Source organism: Caballeronia udeis (genome assembly GCF_001544555.2).
Classification (GTDB): Bacteria; Pseudomonadota; Gammaproteobacteria; order Burkholderiales; family Burkholderiaceae; genus Caballeronia; species Caballeronia udeis.
In genome coordinates this window covers 37,779-54,227 of sequence record NZ_FCOK02000029.1, presented here as the reverse complement: position 1 = coordinate 54,227, position 16,449 = coordinate 37,779, and the positions used below count along the sequence as shown (strand labels likewise).

Sequence of the window (16,449 nt, the reverse complement as noted above, 5' to 3'; positions counted from 1 at the left end):
TTATTTTCACGCTCGCATAACAACAGGTAATATGAACGGCAGCCATCCGGACGCAAGTTGCCATGCGAGCAACTCAAGCGAGTCCCCGAAGAAAACTGGAAGTGCGAGACATGAAAGGATACCGACGCCTGATTCCTTCGCTAAATGCATTGGTCGACTTTGAAGCCGTTGCACGGCTCAAGAGCTTCACCCTTGCGGCCGACGAACTCGGCGTCACACAAGCCGCCGTCAGCCGCCAGATCCGCTTCCTTGAAGACGCCATGAAGCTGCAGTTGTTTCATCGGCTGCACCGCTCGATCGCGCTCACGAAAGAAGGCGAAGACCTGTTTTTTGTCACATCGGAATCGCTCCAGAAGATCGCGGGCACCTTCGACAGTCTCAGCAGCAACACACGCGAGCAGGAGTTCGCGATCCTGGCAACAGCCGCGTTTTCGCAATTCCGCATCTTGCCCAGGCTGCCGCTGCTGAAGCGCTCACAGCCGCAACTCAAGCTACGCCTCACCACGCAGATGTTCACCGCGGACCTGCGCCACAACGAAGTCGATATTGCGATCCGCTATGGGTCGGGCAACTGGCGCGATGGTCACTCAACGCTGCTCTTCAATGAGGAGGTGGTGCCGGTCTGTTCGCCATCGTGGCTCGAGGCGCATGGCCGCCCTCAGTCGGCGCAGGACTTGAGCAATGCCCCGCTCATTGCCTATGACTCCACGTCGGAGGGCTGGATGGGCTGGGAGGACTGGTTCGACGCAGTGGGCATCAAACGCAGCCGGCTGAACTATGTCCTGCGTTGCAGCCTGTACACCGATGCCATTCAGGCCGCGTTGCAGGGCCAGGGCGTCGTGCTCGGCTGGCGGCGGATGCTGAGCGACCTGCTAAGTTCGGGGCAGCTGGTGCCGCTTGGCGACGCCTGCGTGAAGATGACCGACGCGTATTACGCCGTCGTACCGCACGGACACGCGGTTACGCCCGCGGTGGATGCCGTCATCGAATGGCTTCGTGAGGAAACGGTGGCGTGAAGCGAAGGCGTCTTCGGTAACGCACCGCTGCCGCCGCTCCCATTACTTATTGTTATGCGAGCGGGAAAATAAAGCGCGTTGACGGTTGGAATTGGCCTATCGATACTCCGTTCACCTCGCGACTCAGGTCGCGCCTGGCAACGTAGGCAATCTGATAAGGACCAGCGGATGTCGAGCATCAATGGCACTACGCACGGCGCTTTGTTTCGCAGTCGGGCTTCAGGTCACGGCATGCCCGGCGCGCTGTTCGGCCGGCAGGACGTCTTTGAGAACGACGTCGATATCTTCTTCCACAAGCATTGGATCATGGCGGGTGTCACCGCCGATATACGCGAGCCCGGCGATATCTCTGCAGTCGATATCGGCCGCGCCTCGATCATCATTCTCCGTGACGACGACAACGTCATTCGAGCGTACCGGAACGTGTGCCGTCATCGCGGCGCGCGTCTGCGCGTGCAAGGCAAGGGCTCCGTGGGAATGCTCGTGTGTCCCTACCATCAGTGGACCTACGGCCTCGACGGCGATCTTAAACATGCCACGCATATGGGGCAGGATTTCGATCCGACCTGCCGCAGCCTGATGCCCGTCCCTATACGCGTGATAGGCGGGTTGATCTTTGTGTGCCTGCACGACGAAGCGCCCGCGGACATCGCTGCGTTCGACGAAATCATGACTCCCCGCCTCACGCCGTTCGATCTGGAGCGCACGAAAATTGCCCACGAGACGGACATCATTGAAAACGGCAACTGGAAGCTCGCAATCGAAAACAACCGCGAGTGCTACCACTGCGGCGCGACGCATCCCGAGCTCACTGTGTCGTTCCTGGCCGAAGATTTCGGCTTCTGCCCGGATGGGCTAAGCGAAGAATCGGAGCGCGCACTCGCTGAATATCGTGCGCGTAACGCGGCTTCCCTGGAGAGTTGGAAGAAGGACGGGCTGCTGAGCGAAGCAGTGGAGCGGTTGGATGATGTAGCCACACTGTTCCGGACGCAGCGCCTCGTCATTGCCGGCAACGGCGAGTCGCAAACAATGAATACGAAGGTCGCCAGCACCCGGCTGCTAGGTGACAACACGCGCCGCGATCTTGGCGATACGCATTTGTGGACGCACAACTCGTGGTCGCACTTCATGAGCGACCATGCGGTTATCTCGTACCTCATCCCGCTCGCGCCCGATCGAACGCTGGTGCGAACCAAATGGCTCGTTCACGAGGATGCGATCGAGGGCGTTGACTACGCGCTGTCCGACCTGATTGAGGTATGGCAAGCGACCAATGCGCAGGACGCGCGCCTCGTCTCGATCAATCACCAGGGCACGCAGGACCCGGGCTACCGGCCCGGACCGTTCTCGCCTTTCACCGAGTCGTATCTGGAACGGTTTTCACGCTGGTACGCGGCGCGGCTGGAGGCGCATGGCATCTGATGCCGTGTGTCGCGTTACGCTTATGATCCGATGCGGCGATCAACCACGGTTGATCGCCGATATGCCTAGGGTGACAGCCTGATCAAAGTAATCGACAAATATAATCAATTTTAATTAAGTCGCCCCTGTACACGGGCCTTTGGAAGGGACGCTCAGTGCGTCCCCGGGTCCTCGGAAAAATAGTGGGCAACGTCGATCCCCGCACGGTTGGCTCGCGATTCCTGTGGCTTTGCCACAGGCGCAACTCCCTTACTGAATGCTTACTCACCCTTTGACTTGCCCAACGCCACCCCATGTCGTCAAGCGGCACGTTTCGCCCCACGCTAAACTATCGGGCGGATGCAAAGCGTGGCACGCGGCACTTGAGCAAACACAGGGATCATGGGAGACATTCGTTCAATGGACGGCGCAGACTTACCAGGCATGCTTCCCGAGATGCTGCCGCGGCTATGGGCATTCGCTCTTCGCATTTCAGGCGATCAGCATGACGCGGAGGACCTCGTCCAGCGAGCCTGCGTGCGGGCGCTTGAGCGAGCGCATCAATTGCAGCCCGACACATCCCCGCTAAGCTGGATGTTCTCAATTGTCCATTCCACCTGGATCAATGAGCTGCGAGCGCGCAGCGTACGCAAGCGCTCCAGCATGGAATGGGACGACGACTTCCTGGAAAACGTCGCCGACCCCGTCGACAAAGGCCCGGAAACCCTGCTCATGCATGGCCAGATCATCAGCGCCGTTGAACGGCTGCCCGAAGCGCAGCGGGTGGTCATGTTGCTGGTTGCGGTTGAAGGCTTGAGCTATCAGGAAGCGGCAGATGTTCTGGAAGTGCCCATCGGCACCATCATGAGCCGGCTCTCGCGCGCGCGGCAAGCCGTCGGCGCGTTGTTCGGCACGCCTGATCCGAAACCCAGGGCTTCGGCAACGCGCAAGGACTCCATAGCATGAAAACCGGCGACCTCATGCTCATGGCCTATGTAGACGGCGAACTGGCTCCCCACGAGAGCCAGGAAGTCGAGATGCAGATCCGCGCATCATCTGAAGCCGCAGAGTTGGTGAGACTGCTGCAAGCGTCGCGTCTCGACTATAAGGCCGCGTTCGCTACGCAAAAATTGCCACCGGTACCCGAGTCGCTTACGCGGAAGATCGAAGCGATGGCCCGTGCACATAGCGCAAGGAACTTGGCTCCGGGCGCAAACGACCCGTCTGTCCCGACGCCCTCCGTTACCTCCGCCTCCGTACCGGTTCGATCACGTCTGCGCGCGGTTCCCACATGGCTTGCGGCGGCGTGTGCCGCGGGCGCGTTTGTCGGGGGACTCTTTTTACGGCCCGGAACGTTACCTCCCCTCAACCCGGGCATGCCGAATTCCGGCACCGCCGCCATGGCAAGCACCGGCGTCTCGCCATGGGTAACTGCTGCGGTTGGCTATCAGCAGCTTTACACGCGCGACACGGTGGCTTACGCCGACGAGAATCCGGCAGCGACGTCAAAAATAGTCGATGACATTCATCGTGATGATGGCCTCGCGTTGCGCATCCCCGATCTAAGGAGCGCCGGCCTGACTTTCAAGGCGGTGCGCCGCCTGAATTTCAATAACAAGCCGCTGGTGCAGATTGTTTATCTGCCGGAGAAAGGGCCTCCTGTCGCGCTATGCGTCACGAAGGGAGCGAAGGCGGATCAGGCGATTGCTTCACAGGTGGTTGACGCCATGCACGTGGTTACATGGCGGCAAGCGGAACTTAGCTATGTGTTGATCGGCAAGACCGAAGGCGTCGATCTGGACGCGCTCGGCAAGCGTATTTCGAACCGCGAGGTTGATCAGTTATTTGGCGATGCGACATCGGGTGTGCCCACGCCAACGGGGTAAGCAATGCCTCAAGCGTCGAAGCACGAAACACAGGTCCGCCGCTCACCGGCGATCGCAGATACACTTGTGACAAGCTTGATTGATCGATTGTCACCGGTTCTGGCATCGTGAATTGCGACAGTCGTTTAGCGGCACACTAGCGGTCCGGGGTCCGGAGATCGGCGCACGAGACAAAGCGAGAATTTAATCATCAGCGAAAGTAACTGCCTGGTCTTATGAAATCGGACGATATCCTGCTAATGGCCTACGTGGACGGTGAACTGCCGCCACACCAACGCGAGGAGGTGGAGCGCGAACTGCGCACGTCTCCCGACGTGGCGGAGCGCGTCGCGCTGTTGCAGGCATCGCGGCTACCGTACCGCGATGCGTTCGCCGCGCAAAAGCTGCCACCGGTGCCGGCCAGCCTTAGCGGGAAGATCGAAGAGATGGCACGCGCGGCGAAGACAAAGGCGGCCCAGTCCGCCGCCGGTCCCAATGCGGGTCCGGACACCAGCGTCAACGACCCCGTCGTTCCCCGTGCGCCGGGCGGTGCATCCTCCTCAACCATCCGCTCGCGGCTGCGCGTTGCGCCGGCGTGGCTCGGGGTCGCTTTCCTGGCCGGCGCTTTTGCCTGTGGACTGGTGCTTCGCCTGGGCCCTGGCATGGGGCCGGCATCGAATACCGGCGCTTCGCTTGCATCGGTCGGCACGGGCGTGTCGCCGTGGGTGATGGCGGCGGCCAGCTATCAGCAGCTCTATTCCCGCGAGACCCTCGCGAACGTTGCCCCTGACGCCGGCCTGTCGATCAAGACCGTCAAGGAAATTCGTCAGGACGATGGTCTCGCACTGCGCATTCCCGACTTGAGCGCGGCCGGCCTCACCTTCAAGCGGGTGCAGCGCCTGCGCTTCAACAACAAACCGCTCGTGCAAATTGTCTACCTGCCCGAGAAAGGCGCGCCCATTGCGCTGTGCGTGATGAAGGAGGTCAAGCCCGATGCCGCGGTGGCTGACCAGCGTGTCGACGCCATGACCGTTGTCACATGGCGGCAGACGAATTTGGGCTACGCGTTGATCGGTCAGCCGCAAGGTGTCGACCTGACGGCGCTGGGCAAGCAGATATCGGCAGGCGGGACCGCCCCGCTGTTCAGCCGCGAAAACTCGTCGCCGGTAGAAGGCGCCCTGGCGTCGTCAGACGTGGCTCCCGGGTCCCGCTCGTTGGTCGTGGCTGGCGTGGAATAAATTGATCGCCCGGCTGTTCTGTTGAATGGGCCGGTGTTTTAATGGCGCATTCAACGCCTGGCGGCAGACATGAAATCATTTGGGTGCGGTCGGATCGAGTGATCCAACCGCATGGCGAGGGTAAGCCGCAAGTAAGCCGCAAGTGAGCCGCAAACCAGCCGTGTTGCCTTCCCGACTATCAGGCTCCTGCGCGCACGCGTTCAACCTCCGTGCTCTTCACATCATCGCGTTGCTTGAAGAGCGTGAAGTCGAAGTCGATCAGCACGAATTGGCCCTCGACGCCATACGGCTTGCCTGCCGCTCCCTCTGCCTTCTTCAGCTCGGGCACCAGACCGTCGCGCGTAGCGAACGCGAAGTCGTCCCACAGGTACGGATCGCCGTCGATGTTGATCTGCGTCGTCAGCTTGCGATAACCCGGCGCCGAGACAAAGAAGTGGATATGCGCGGGACGATGGCCATGACGGCCCAGCTGATCGAGTAATTGCTGGGTCTTGCCTGCAGGCGGCACGCTGTAGCCCACCGGTACGACGCTCGTAAAACTATAGTTGCCGGCGCTATCGGTACGAATGGTTCGACGCAGATTGAAGGCCGGTTGCGAGGCGTCGAAGTACGAATAGTTGCCCAGATGATTGGCGTGCCACACCTCGACCAGCGCATCCTTCACAGGCGTGCCGTCTTCGCCAATCACCCGCCCGCGCATCACGAGCGTTTCGCCCGGATCGGTGCCGTCGTCCAGCCGCGCATGCCCGACAGACTCGGGTGCGCCGGCCACATACAACGGCCCCTCGATCGTGCGCGGTGTGCCACCTTCTATTCCCGCCTTTGCCTCTGCCTCGTCCATCCGCAAGTCGAGGAAATGCTCGAAGCCCAAGCCCGCGGCAAGCAGTCCAAGCTCTCCGCTCTTGCCCGCTTCGCCAAGGTAGTTGAGCGCAGTCCAGAATTCATCGGGTTGCACATCGAGGTCTTCGATCGTATAAAACAGGTCTCGCAGAACACGATTCACGATCACCTTCGTGCGCGCGTTGCCCTCGCTGGTGGCGCTGTCGTTAATGGTCTTGAGCAGCGCGTCGATAGCCTGGTGGTTCATGTTCGTCTCCGTGTGTCATGTGGGTCGGTGCGGGTAGCGTGGATCAGTGCGGGTCACGCCGCAGTCGTTCGATACGTTCCCAGTCGAGCGTGATGCCCAGACCCGGGCCTTGCGGCAAGTGCAGCGAAAAGTCTTCGTAACGCAGGGGTTCCGTGAGGATTTCCTCGGTCAGCAACAGCGGACCGAACAACTCCGATCCCCACTTCAACGTGCTGAACGTGCTGAACAATTGCGCCGACGCAATCGTGCCGATCGCCCCCTCCAGCATCGTGCCGCCATACAGATCGATAGAGGCCGCGAGCGCGATGGATGCAACGCTTGCCGCGCCCAGCAGTCCGCCGGACTGGGCAATCTTGACGGCGAAGACATCGGCGCAACGGTTGCTCGCCAGCGCGAATGCATCGGCTGGGCCATGCAGCGCTTCATCAGCCATGACCGGCACGCGGGCGAGGTCGGTAAGGCGCTTCAGGCCGGCGTGGTTGGTGGCGGCTATGGGTTGCTCGACAAGACTGACACCGGCGTCGGCGAAGCGCGGCAGCGCCCAGATAGTGTCCGGCTCGCTCCACGCCTGGTTCACGTCCACGCGTACGTCACCACGCTCGCCCAATGCTTTCTTGATTGCCACGACATGCGCTACATCGTCGGCCACCGCATTGGAGCCAATTTTCAGCTTGAACACACGATGCCGCCGCCGGTCCAGCATCTGCTCCGCTTCATCGATGTCACGCCGTGTATCGCCGCTCGCCAGCGTCCATGCCACTTCAACGGAGTCCGTTACGCGGCCGCCGAACAACTCGGAGAGCGGCACGCCGACCCGCTGGGCCTGGGCGTCGAAGAGCGCCGTTTCCACCGCGCATTTCGCAAAACGATTGCCCTGGAACAGCTTGCGCAGCTTCGCCATGGCCGCACCGGGCCGCGTTGCATCCAGGCCTTTGAGCAAGGGTGCGAAGTAGGTATCGATATTGACCTTGATGCTCTCGGGACTCTCCTCACCATACGCGAGCCCGCCAATGGTCGTGCCCTCGCCCATGCCGCTTACGCCGTCGGAGCAGCGAATCCGCACCAGCACCAGGGTCTGGCAGTTCATGGTCGCGACCGACAGGCGGTGCGGCCGGATGGTTGGAACATCGACCAGCAGTGTTTCCACGCTTTCTATTCTTACCGCTGCTGCCATTGTGCATTTCCTCCAGGAACGCACATGGTAGAAACGAACACCCCGTGAAGTCCAACACCGCTTCCGACTGGTTTCATACCTTGAAGGTATGAAACCGATATTCTTCCGTTAGCCCACGAGTTCAGGCCGCGCCAGCCACTCGCGCCCCTTGAGCATCCCCTGCCAGTAAAGCGGCGGCAGGATGCGTTCCTTCAGCAACCACGCGAGGCGCGACGGATGCTTACCGTCGATCAGCCAGGTCGGCAGCGTCGGCGCGACCTTCCCGCCATAGAGGAATTCCGCGAGCACGATCTTGCCGCGTTCGACGGTCAGCGGGCATGATCCATAACCGTCGTATGCTGCCTCGCCCCGGACCTTCCCGAGGGCGGCAAGCACGTTGTGGGCGACGACTGGTGCCTGCTTGCGCGCAGCGGCGGCGGTTTTCGCATTTGGCGTGTTCGCGGCATCGCCGAGCGCAAAGACGTTTGAGTAGGTCTTGTGGCGCAGCGTCGTCTGGTCGACGTCGACCCAGCCCGCCTTATCGGCCAGCGGGCTGACGCGGATGAAGTCCGGGGCCTTCTGCGGCGGCACCACGTGGATCATGTCGAACTCACGGGTCACCGATTCCACGCTGCCGTTCTCGAGCGTGCGCCTGAAAATCGCGCGCTTGGCCGGCCCGTCTATCGCACTCAGGTTGAAGCCGAAGTTCAACGCGATGTCGTAACGCTTGACGTACTCCATCAATGCCGGGACATAGTCGGCCACGCCGAACAACACCGCCCCGGCATTGAAGAACTGGACATCTATTTGGTCAAGCCGGCCTGAACGCCGCCAGTGATCCGAGGACAGATACATGGCCTTTTGCGGCGCCCCGGCGCATTTGATCGGCATCGGCGGCTGGGTGAACAGCGCGCGACCGCCCTTGAGCTGGCGCACGAGCTGCCACGTGTAGGGCGCAAGATCGTAGCGATAGTTGGACGTCACGCCATTCTGTCCGAGGGTTTCCGGCAACCCGTCGATAGCATGCCAGTCCAGCTTCAGTCCCGGACAAACGATGAGCTGCCTGTAGCTCACCACCCGGCATCCTTCGAGAACAACCGAATTCTTTTCCGGCTCGAACGCAGCCACCGCGGCCTTGATCCAGTGCACCTTGCGCGGGAGCACGGCGGCCATCTCGCGGGCGGTGGTCTCGGGATCGAACACACCGGCTCCGACCATGGTCCAACCTGGCTGGTAATAGTGGACGTCGGCGGGGTCGATGATGGCAATGTCGAGGTTGCGCTCGCGCGCGAGCAGGCTCGCGGCTGCCGCCACGCCGGCGGCGCCTGCGCCGATGATCACAATGTCATGACTGGCCACGGCGACTTCGCCGGGCACCTTGCCGTCGTTGGCAATACGTCGCGCCAGCGCGGACAGGTCATAGCCTGCTGCCTTGCCAGCGGCGATGATGTCCGGCAGTGTCCGGCGCGGCGCTTCGGACAGCGCCCACAGCGTCGCGGCACGCATTCCGGTGCGGCAATAGGCGAGCACCGGCTTCGGCAGTGCCTGCATCAGTTCGCCGAACTGTGCAGCCTCGCCATCGCCGACCTTGCCGGACTCGATTGGCAGGTAGTGGGTCTCGATACCCTGTTCACGGGCCGCCGCCTCGATCTCGCTAAAGTTGGGCTGGTCGGAACCTTCGCCGTCGGGGCGATTGCAGACGACGGCGCGAAAGCCAGAGTCCGCGATCGCACGCAGGTCGGATGCGGCAATCTGTTGCGATACCGCCAGTTCAGCCGTCAGTTTCTTGATGTCCATCGACTTCTCCTGTTGCTCCTGCTAACTACGTGCACCGGCTCAGATTGCGTTGAGGGGAATCTTGAGATACGGCACTCCGTTCTCTTCCGGATCGGGCATATGTCCGGCGCGCATGTTGACCTGCACTGACGGCAGCATCAGCACCGGCATGTTGAGTGTCGCGTCGCGCGCGGTGCGCATCGCAACGAAGGATTCCTCGCTGATACCGTTGCGTATGTGGACGTTGTGCTCTCGCTCCTCGGCTACCGTGCTGACAAACTGCAAAGGCCGCCCGCCGGGCTGGTAGTCGTGGCACATGTACAGCTTCGTGTCCGCCGGCAGGCTCAACACCTTGTTGATTGACCGGTAGAGCGTACGGGCGTCGCCGCCGGGAAAGTCGCAGCGCGCGGTGCCGTAGTCGGGCATGAACAGGGTGTCCCCGACAAAGGCTGCGGTCTGCACGCCGTCGCTGACCACAAAGGTCATGCAGGCCGGTGTATGGCCCGGGGTATGGATGGCGCGCGCCTGCAACGCTCCGACGGCGAACGTTTCGCCGTCGGAGAGCAGGTGATCGAACTGGCTGCCATCGTGCGCGAATCTCGAGCCGGCGTTGAAAAACTTGCCGAACACGTCTTGTACATGCGTCACCTGCGCGCCGATCGCAATCGTTCCGCCGAGTCTTTCCTTGAGGTAGGGCGCGGCGGACAGATGGTCGGCGTGCACGTGGGTTTCGAGATGCCACTGGACCTTCACGCCAAGCTCCTGGACGCGAGAGACGAGTTTGTCGGCGGTCGTCGTGGAGGTGCGGCCTGACTTCGGGTCATAGTCGAGGACACTGTCGATCAGTGCACAGTCGCCGGTGCGGACATCCAGCAACAGGTAGCTGATCGTCCAGGTACCGGGGTCGAAGAAGCCTTCGACCTGCATGGGACTCGTGGTTTTCAACATCCTCTCCTCAAAAATGGGCCTTCCAATGCGGCAGGGTCGGTGCAATCAGTACAAGAACCGTGCCATCGTCATTCCCATCTGGATTAAATCATATAAGTTGTTGATTTTAGTCAATATTTTTAGCTATCCAGATTGGACGATGCCATCCTCGGACGGCAAGCAGCGAGCGAAGACTGCCAGTTTTGGCAGTCAGGTGGCAGTTGTGGCAGTGTCAACGTATAGTGAGGTTTACCGGAGCCGCCGCCGTGAAATCCCCAAAGTCATTCATACCGGTCACGCCCGTCGCGACGATGCCGGACGAACCGCCTCGAGCGCCGGATGTCGATGCACTCGTGTCATATCTGGAGCACGATGCTCAACCGATGATCGTGCTCGATCCCGAGTACCGCATCCTTGCCGCCAACACCGCTTATCAACGTCAGTTTGGCGTCGCCAGCCAGCCTCACCTCGGCCGCAAGTGCTACCAGGTTTCGCATCACTACGACGTCCCTTGCGATCAGGCGGGCGAGCACTGTCCGATGAAACGGGCATTTGAACTGCGCGGCCCCGACCGCGTGCTGCATATTCATCACACGCCTCGCGGGCCGGAGCATGTCGATGTCGAATTGCGGCCGATTTTCAATGCACAGCGGGAGGTGGTGGCATACGTCGAGCGGCTCTCGACGGTGCGCGGCGCGTCCGCCAAGCCGAGCGCGGAGGGCCTGGTCGGGCGCTCGACGGCGTTCAACGCGGCGATCTCGGCGCTGCATCGCGTCGCTCCTTCGATGCTGCCGGTCCTGCTCCTCGGAGAGTCCGGCACCGGCAAGGAACTGTTCGCGCGCGCCCTTCATGAGGCAAGCGAGCGAGCGCAACACCCATTTGTCGTTGTCGAGTGCTCGGGCATCACGGAGGCCTTGTTCGAGACCGAACTCTTCGGCTATGAAAAGGGGGCGTTCACTGGCGCAGCCGCGCGCAAACCGGGTCTCGTCGAGACCGCGCAAGCCGGAACGCTGTTTCTCGACGAAATCGGCGATGTGCCACTGTCAATGCAGGTCAAGCTGCTGCGGCTCATCGAGTCCGGCACGTTCCGCCGGGTCGGCGGCATCGAGACCTTGCGCGCGGATTTCCGGCTCGTGGCGGCGACGCACAAACCGGTGCGGGAAATGATCGACGACGGCCGGTTCCGCCAGGACCTCTACTACCGCATCAGTGCATTTCCGATTCACCTGCCGGCGGTGCGCGAGCGCCCCGACGATATCGCGCTGCTCGTCGAATCGATACTCCAGCGTCTCGATAACACACAAGGCACTGCGGGCCGCAAGTTCAGCATTGCAACGGACGCTCTCGCGAGGCTCCATGCCTATTCCTGGCCGGGCAATATCCGGGAACTGCGCAACGTGCTCGACCGGGCGTGCCTGTTGGCCGACGACGGGGTGATCCGGATCGAACATCTGCCGGATGACATGGTGGCGGCGGAGTCGGCGTATCTGGGCAGCAGCACGGGCTCACCCTCATTTTCGGCACGCGGCGAGCTTACGGATCGTGAGTTCTTACGGTTCGCAGAGGAGTTTTCCGGGACACGCAGCGCGCTCGCTCAACACCTCGGAATGAGTGAACGCACGCTGTATCGTCGACTAAAGACGCGAAGGTGACTGGGCGGGAGGCAAGTCGGGTTTCGACAGACGGTGACAGCGGGGCAGGAAATGCTGCCGCCAACAATGACGTAATGATCAACGGCGCCATCCACGCGCCATCTCCACGCCACGTTGATGTCATCGGCCTCATCCATACCGTGATTGAATGCTTTGGCAGAACGCGATTCGCAAAATCCTGTGCTATACATGACGGCTGAATCGGACGCATTGACGGAGACGCGATGAAGAGGTCGACCGGCTTGGCGGCATCGCTGTGCGCATTGTTGTGCGCCGCGTTTTTCGCGGGCACGCTTGGCTCGCTCACGTATCCGCACTTCACGCCGACGGCCAACGCAGCAGAAACATCAACGCTACCGCTCACCGATACCGCGCTACTCAAACACGGCGCAAACCTGGCCGCCATCGGCGATTGCGTCGTGTGTCATACAGCAGATCGCAGTGCGCCTTTCGCAGGCGGCCGTCCGCTCGACACGCCGTTCGGCACGATCTATTCGACCAATATCACGCCCGATCGCCAAACCGGCATCGGTGACTGGACGCTCAGCGACTTCACGCGTTCAATGCGTCGCGGCATCGCGCGCGACGGTCACCTGCTCTACCCTGCCTTTCCGTATCCACACTTCACGTACATGACGGATGCCGATATCGCCGCGCTCTACGCGTATCTGATGTCGCGCGATGCCGTGCAGTCCACCGCGCCCGCGAACCAGTTGATATTCCCGCTCAGTTTCCGTCCGTTGATTGCGGCATGGAATCTGTTCTTTTTGCATCCCGGCGTCGAAGCAAATGGCGAAACGAATAGCCAAGCGAATGTTCAAGCGAATGTTCAAGCGCCAGCAGAACCCGCAACGCATGACGCACAGCTAATACGCGGCAAATACCTGATCGACGGCCCCGCGCATTGCGCCGCCTGTCACACGCCGATGAATCTGCTCGGCGCAGAAAAGCGCGGCGACGCGTTCGACGGCAACGTGATCGAAGGCTGGGAGGCACCCGCATTGACGACGTTGCTGAGCGCGCCCGAACCGTGGACGCACGATCAACTCGCCGCGTATTTGCGCACCGGTTTCGCCGATCAACATGGTGCAGCGGCCGGACCGATGCGAGCGGTGACGCAGTCGCTGACAAATGCATCCGATGTCGATGTCGATGCGATGGCCACGTATCTGCTCTCACTACAAAAGCCAGCCGAAGCATCGCCCAAGGCTATGCAGCAAACCGCCCAGGCAAACATGAATAACATCCGCGACGGCGCAACGCTTTTCTCAGCAGCGTGCGCCTCATGCCACGCAGCGAACGCGCCGATGACGACGCTCGGCAGCCGTCCATCGCTGGCACTCGGCACCGCCGTCAACGCGAACGATCCACGTAACGCGCTGCGGACGATTCTCGATGGCATTCCGACCGATCGCAGCATGCGCGCCGCCTTCATGCCCGGCTTCGCCGACACGTTCACCAACGCGCAGATCGCCGATCTCGCCGCGTACCTGCGCTCGAATTTCAGCAGCCAACCCGCATGGACGCTCGACGAAGCCGACGTCGAACGCCTGCGCAAGGAGTCTCACGAACCATGATGACGCTCATTGTGAACGGCATGCCGCATCAACTCGATATCGATCCGTCGACGCCACTCCTCTACGCTCTGCGCAATCAACTCGGCCTGCACGGCGCGAAATTCGGCTGTGGTCTGGGCCAATGCGGCGCGTGTACGGTGATCGTCGGTGACAAGCCGGTGTTCTCGTGTTTAATGCCGGTCGCGGCCATCGGCACGCGTTCCGTGCGTACCATCGAAGGACTCGGCAGCACGGACAAGCCCGGCAAGCTGCAACAGGCATTCATCGATAAACAGGCGGCGCAGTGCGGCTACTGCATCGCGGGCATGGTGATGCGCGCGCAGGCGCTGCTCGATCGCGTACCATCGCCCACCGACGAGCAGATTCGCGCGCACATGGAGCCGAATCTGTGCCGCTGCGGCACGCACATGCGCATCCTTGCCGCGATCCGTCAGGCGGGGCAACCCGCATGAACGATCCGCGCATTCCGCCTGACAACCTCAATCGTCGCCGCTTTCTTGCGGCTGGCAGCGTCATGGTCGGCTTCACCCTGTTGCCCGCCGTACGCGCGCTCGCGCAGACCACGACGACCGAAGCCGGCACGTTCACTGCGTCCGCGCCGCAGCTCCCGGGCAGTCTGAAGACATCGCCAATGCTCGACGCGTGGGTGAAGATCGACGAAGCGGGCTGCATCACGGTGTTCACCGGCAAGGCGGAACTCGGCACCGGCATTCGCACGGCGTTCATGCAGATCGCCGCCGAACAACTCGACGTGACGCCCGAGCGCATCGTCCTCGTCACCGCCGACACGAACGCGACGCCCGACGAAGGCTACACCGCCGGCAGTCATTCGACTGCCGACAGCGGCACCGCAATCGCCAATGCGACCGCGCAGGTGCGCTCGCTATTGCTCGAAGCTGCGGCCACGCGATTGAACGTCGATGTCCTCTCGCTGACGACGCAGAACGGCGAAATTGTCGCGAACGACGGCCGTCGATTGACATTCGGCGAAGCGGTCAGCGGCGTCGACTTGCATCGCAATGCCGCGCCCGGTGCGCCGACCAAAGATCCGAAGACGTTCAAGGTGATCGGCCAGTCGTTTCAACGTGTGGATATTCCGGGCAAGGTGACCGGCGCACCGCGTTATGTGCAGGACTTGAAGTTGCCCGGCATGGTGCATGCGCGCGTCGTCCGGCCGCCGTCTTACGGTGCAACGCTGCAATCGGTCGATATCAAGCCGGTGCGCACAATGCCCGGCGTGATCGCCGTGGTTCAGGACGGCAGCTATCTTGCGGTCGTCGCCGACGATGAATGGCGCGCGATCGTCGCGATGCGCGCGCTGTCCGACACTGCGAAATGGCGCAGCGGTCCGCCGTTGCCCGCGCAGTCGACAATCCACGAGACGCTCGAAAAACTGCCGGCGCAGGAAATCTCCGTCGCAAACAAAACGGCCGCCGCCGCGCCCGCCACGCAGACCTTGCACGCGCGCTTCACGAAACCGTATCTGACGCACGGATCGATCGGCCCGTCGTGTGCCGTCGCATGGCTCAACGACGGCACGATGACGGTCTGGACGCACACGCAAGGCGTATTTCCGATGCGCAAAGGGCTCGCCGACATGCTGTCGATGCCGCCCGAGCGCGTGCATTGCATTCACGTCGAAGGCTCCGGTTGCTATGGACACAATGGTGCCGACGACGTCGCCGCGGACGCCGCGTTGATCGCGCGCGCCGTACCTGGAAAGCCCGTGCGAGTGCAATGGATGCGCGAGCAGGAGCACACGTGGGAGCCGTTCGGACCGGCGATGTCGAGCGACGTGACGGCATCATTGGATGCGAGCGGACAGATCGTCGACTGGAAGTTCGAGGTGTGGAGTAACACGCACAACAATCGCATCGAAAACGCCGGGCGTTTCATGCCGACGTGGTTTCTGTCGAAGCCCTTTACGCCCGCGCCGCCGAAGCCGATTCCGATGCCCGAAGGCGGTGGGGACCGCAACAGCATTCCGCTGTATCGCTTGCCAAATCTCTACGTGCAGCATCATTTCCTGCCAGACATGCCGATCCGCGTGTCGGCGATGCGTTCGCTCGGCGCGTATCACAACATCTTTTCGATCGAGAGTTTCATCGACGAACTCGCGCTCGCCGCGCATACCGATCCGGTTGCGTTCCGCCTGAAGCATCTCGACGATCCGCGCGCGCGTGACGTGATCGAGCGCGCATCACAACGATTTGGCTGGCCGCATCGCGTGCATGACGGCGCGCCGTCGCGCGGCGTCGGCTTTGCGTTCGCGATGTACAAGAACCTGATGGCGTACTGCGCGCTGGCCGTCGAAGTCGCGGTCGAACGCGAAACGGGTGATGTGACGATCGAGCGCGTGGCGTGCGCGATCGATTGCGGACAGATCGTGAATCCGGACGGCGTGCGCAACCAGGTCGAAGGCGGCATTGTGCAGTCGGCCAGCTGGACGCTGTTCGAAGCAACAACCTTCGACGCGCACAACATTACGAGTTTCGACTGGAGCCAGTACCCGATCTTGCGTTTTTCTTCGGCGCCGAAAGTGCTCGATGTCGATCTGATCGATCGGCCGGGCATGCCGTTCCTGGGTGTCGGCGAAGCGTCGCAAGGACCGATGTCGGCGGCGTTGGCGAACGCCGTTGCTAACGCGACTGGCAAGCGCTTCAGGGATTTGCCGCTGTCGCCGGACAGGTTGCGCGCGGCGTTGCGGGTTTAATTGGCCAGAACGAGGCTATGGCAAGGCCGCTCAAGGGTTGCTGA

13 protein-coding genes are annotated in these 16,449 nt (G+C 61.8%); 9 read left to right on the top strand and 4 right to left on the bottom strand.

Annotation, left to right across the window (positions count from 1 at the left end; translation table 11 throughout):
* Positions 1-110: 110 nt before the first annotated feature.
* The 5 genes from AWB69_RS20810 (at position 111) to AWB69_RS20790 (ending at position 5,520) form a co-directional block, all read left to right on the top strand.
* A complete protein-coding gene (locus AWB69_RS20810) occupies positions 111-1,016 on the top strand; it encodes a LysR substrate-binding domain-containing protein (protein ID WP_062088180.1) in 906 nt (301 codons plus the stop codon).
* A 168-nt stretch (positions 1,017-1,184) separates the two neighbouring features.
* Positions 1,185-2,438: an aromatic ring-hydroxylating oxygenase subunit alpha gene (locus AWB69_RS20805; RefSeq protein WP_062088178.1), complete on the top strand. Its 1,254-nt coding sequence runs from the start codon at positions 1,185-1,187 to the stop codon at positions 2,436-2,438.
* Positions 2,439-2,837: 399 nt separating this feature from the next.
* The gene (locus AWB69_RS20800) at positions 2,838-3,383 is read left to right on the top strand and encodes an RNA polymerase sigma factor (RefSeq protein ID WP_062088176.1); all 546 of its coding nucleotides are present in this window, start codon (positions 2,838-2,840) and stop codon (positions 3,381-3,383) included.
* A complete protein-coding gene (locus AWB69_RS20795; protein ID WP_062088174.1) occupies positions 3,380-4,303 on the top strand; it encodes an anti-sigma factor family protein in 924 nt (307 codons plus the stop codon). Before AWB69_RS20800 ends, AWB69_RS20795 begins: the two co-directional genes overlap by 4 nt.
* Positions 4,304-4,518: 215 nt before the next feature.
* Positions 4,519-5,520: an anti-sigma factor family protein gene (locus AWB69_RS20790; RefSeq protein WP_063977867.1), complete on the top strand. Its 1,002-nt coding sequence runs from the start codon at positions 4,519-4,521 to the stop codon at positions 5,518-5,520.
* A gap of 178 nt (positions 5,521-5,698) precedes the next feature.
* Here AWB69_RS20790 and catA read toward each other — a convergent pair whose 3' ends face one another.
* The 4 genes from catA to AWB69_RS20770 all read right to left on the bottom strand — a co-directional run bounded on the left by catA (position 5,699) and on the right by AWB69_RS20770 (position 10,484).
* Entirely contained in the window at positions 5,699-6,607 is a 909-nt protein-coding gene (catA, locus tag AWB69_RS20785) for a catechol 1,2-dioxygenase (protein ID WP_062088172.1), read from the bottom strand.
* 43 nt (positions 6,608-6,650) lie between these two features.
* Positions 6,651-7,781, bottom strand: coding sequence for a muconate/chloromuconate family cycloisomerase (locus AWB69_RS20780; RefSeq protein WP_062088170.1), 1,131 nt, complete (start codon positions 7,779-7,781; stop codon positions 6,651-6,653).
* 108 nt (positions 7,782-7,889) lie between these two features.
* Positions 7,890-9,557, bottom strand: coding sequence for a bifunctional protein tyrosine phosphatase family protein/NAD(P)/FAD-dependent oxidoreductase (locus AWB69_RS20775; RefSeq protein ID WP_062088168.1), 1,668 nt, complete (start codon positions 9,555-9,557; stop codon positions 7,890-7,892).
* Between the two features lie 39 nt (positions 9,558-9,596).
* Positions 9,597-10,484, bottom strand: coding sequence for an MBL fold metallo-hydrolase (locus AWB69_RS20770; protein WP_062088166.1), 888 nt, complete (start codon positions 10,482-10,484; stop codon positions 9,597-9,599).
* A gap of 290 nt (positions 10,485-10,774) precedes the next feature.
* Here AWB69_RS20770 and AWB69_RS20765 point away from each other — a divergent pair, with 290 nt between their 5' ends.
* The 4 genes from AWB69_RS20765 to AWB69_RS20750 all read left to right on the top strand — a co-directional run bounded on the left by AWB69_RS20765 (position 10,775) and on the right by AWB69_RS20750 (position 16,405).
* Positions 10,775-12,115, top strand: coding sequence for a sigma-54 interaction domain-containing protein (locus tag AWB69_RS20765; protein ID WP_062088264.1), 1,341 nt, complete (start codon positions 10,775-10,777; stop codon positions 12,113-12,115).
* Positions 12,116-12,339: 224 nt separating this feature from the next.
* Positions 12,340-13,692, top strand: coding sequence for a cytochrome c (locus AWB69_RS20760; protein WP_062088164.1), 1,353 nt, complete (start codon positions 12,340-12,342; stop codon positions 13,690-13,692).
* Positions 13,689-14,144 carry a (2Fe-2S)-binding protein gene (locus AWB69_RS20755; RefSeq protein WP_062088162.1) on the top strand — a complete coding sequence of 152 codons (456 nt, stop codon included), beginning with the start codon at positions 13,689-13,691 and terminating at the stop codon, positions 14,142-14,144. The genes AWB69_RS20760 and AWB69_RS20755 overlap by 4 nt, the downstream gene beginning before the upstream one ends.
* Complete coding sequence (locus tag AWB69_RS20750; protein WP_062088160.1) at positions 14,141-16,405, top strand: xanthine dehydrogenase family protein molybdopterin-binding subunit; 2,265 nt, start codon at positions 14,141-14,143, stop codon at positions 16,403-16,405. Before AWB69_RS20755 ends, AWB69_RS20750 begins: the two co-directional genes overlap by 4 nt.
* The last annotated feature ends 44 nt before the right edge of the window (positions 16,406-16,449 follow it).

Coding starts and splice junctions, on each gene's coding strand:
- AWB69_RS20800 (WP_062088176.1), top strand. CDS start 2,838: ATGGACGGCGCAGACTTACCAGGCATGCTTCCCGAGATGCTGCCGCGG.
- AWB69_RS20760 (WP_062088164.1), top strand. CDS start 12,340: ATGAAGAGGTCGACCGGCTTGGCGGCATCGCTGTGCGCATTGTTGTGC.
- AWB69_RS20765 (WP_062088264.1), top strand. CDS start 10,775: ATGCCGGACGAACCGCCTCGAGCGCCGGATGTCGATGCACTCGTGTCA.
- AWB69_RS20790 (WP_063977867.1), top strand. CDS start 4,519: ATGAAATCGGACGATATCCTGCTAATGGCCTACGTGGACGGTGAACTG.
- AWB69_RS20780 (WP_062088170.1), bottom strand. CDS start 7,781: ATGGCAGCAGCGGTAAGAATAGAAAGCGTGGAAACACTGCTGGTCGAT.
- AWB69_RS20755 (WP_062088162.1), top strand. CDS start 13,689: ATGATGACGCTCATTGTGAACGGCATGCCGCATCAACTCGATATCGAT.
- catA (WP_062088172.1), bottom strand. CDS start 6,607: ATGAACCACCAGGCTATCGACGCGCTGCTCAAGACCATTAACGACAGC.
- AWB69_RS20750 (WP_062088160.1), top strand. CDS start 14,141: ATGAACGATCCGCGCATTCCGCCTGACAACCTCAATCGTCGCCGCTTT.
- AWB69_RS20810 (WP_062088180.1), top strand. CDS start 111: ATGAAAGGATACCGACGCCTGATTCCTTCGCTAAATGCATTGGTCGAC.
- AWB69_RS20795 (WP_062088174.1), top strand. CDS start 3,380: ATGAAAACCGGCGACCTCATGCTCATGGCCTATGTAGACGGCGAACTG.
- AWB69_RS20775 (WP_062088168.1), bottom strand. CDS start 9,557: ATGGACATCAAGAAACTGACGGCTGAACTGGCGGTATCGCAACAGATT.
- AWB69_RS20770 (WP_062088166.1), bottom strand. CDS start 10,484: ATGTTGAAAACCACGAGTCCCATGCAGGTCGAAGGCTTCTTCGACCCC.
- AWB69_RS20805 (WP_062088178.1), top strand. CDS start 1,185: ATGTCGAGCATCAATGGCACTACGCACGGCGCTTTGTTTCGCAGTCGG.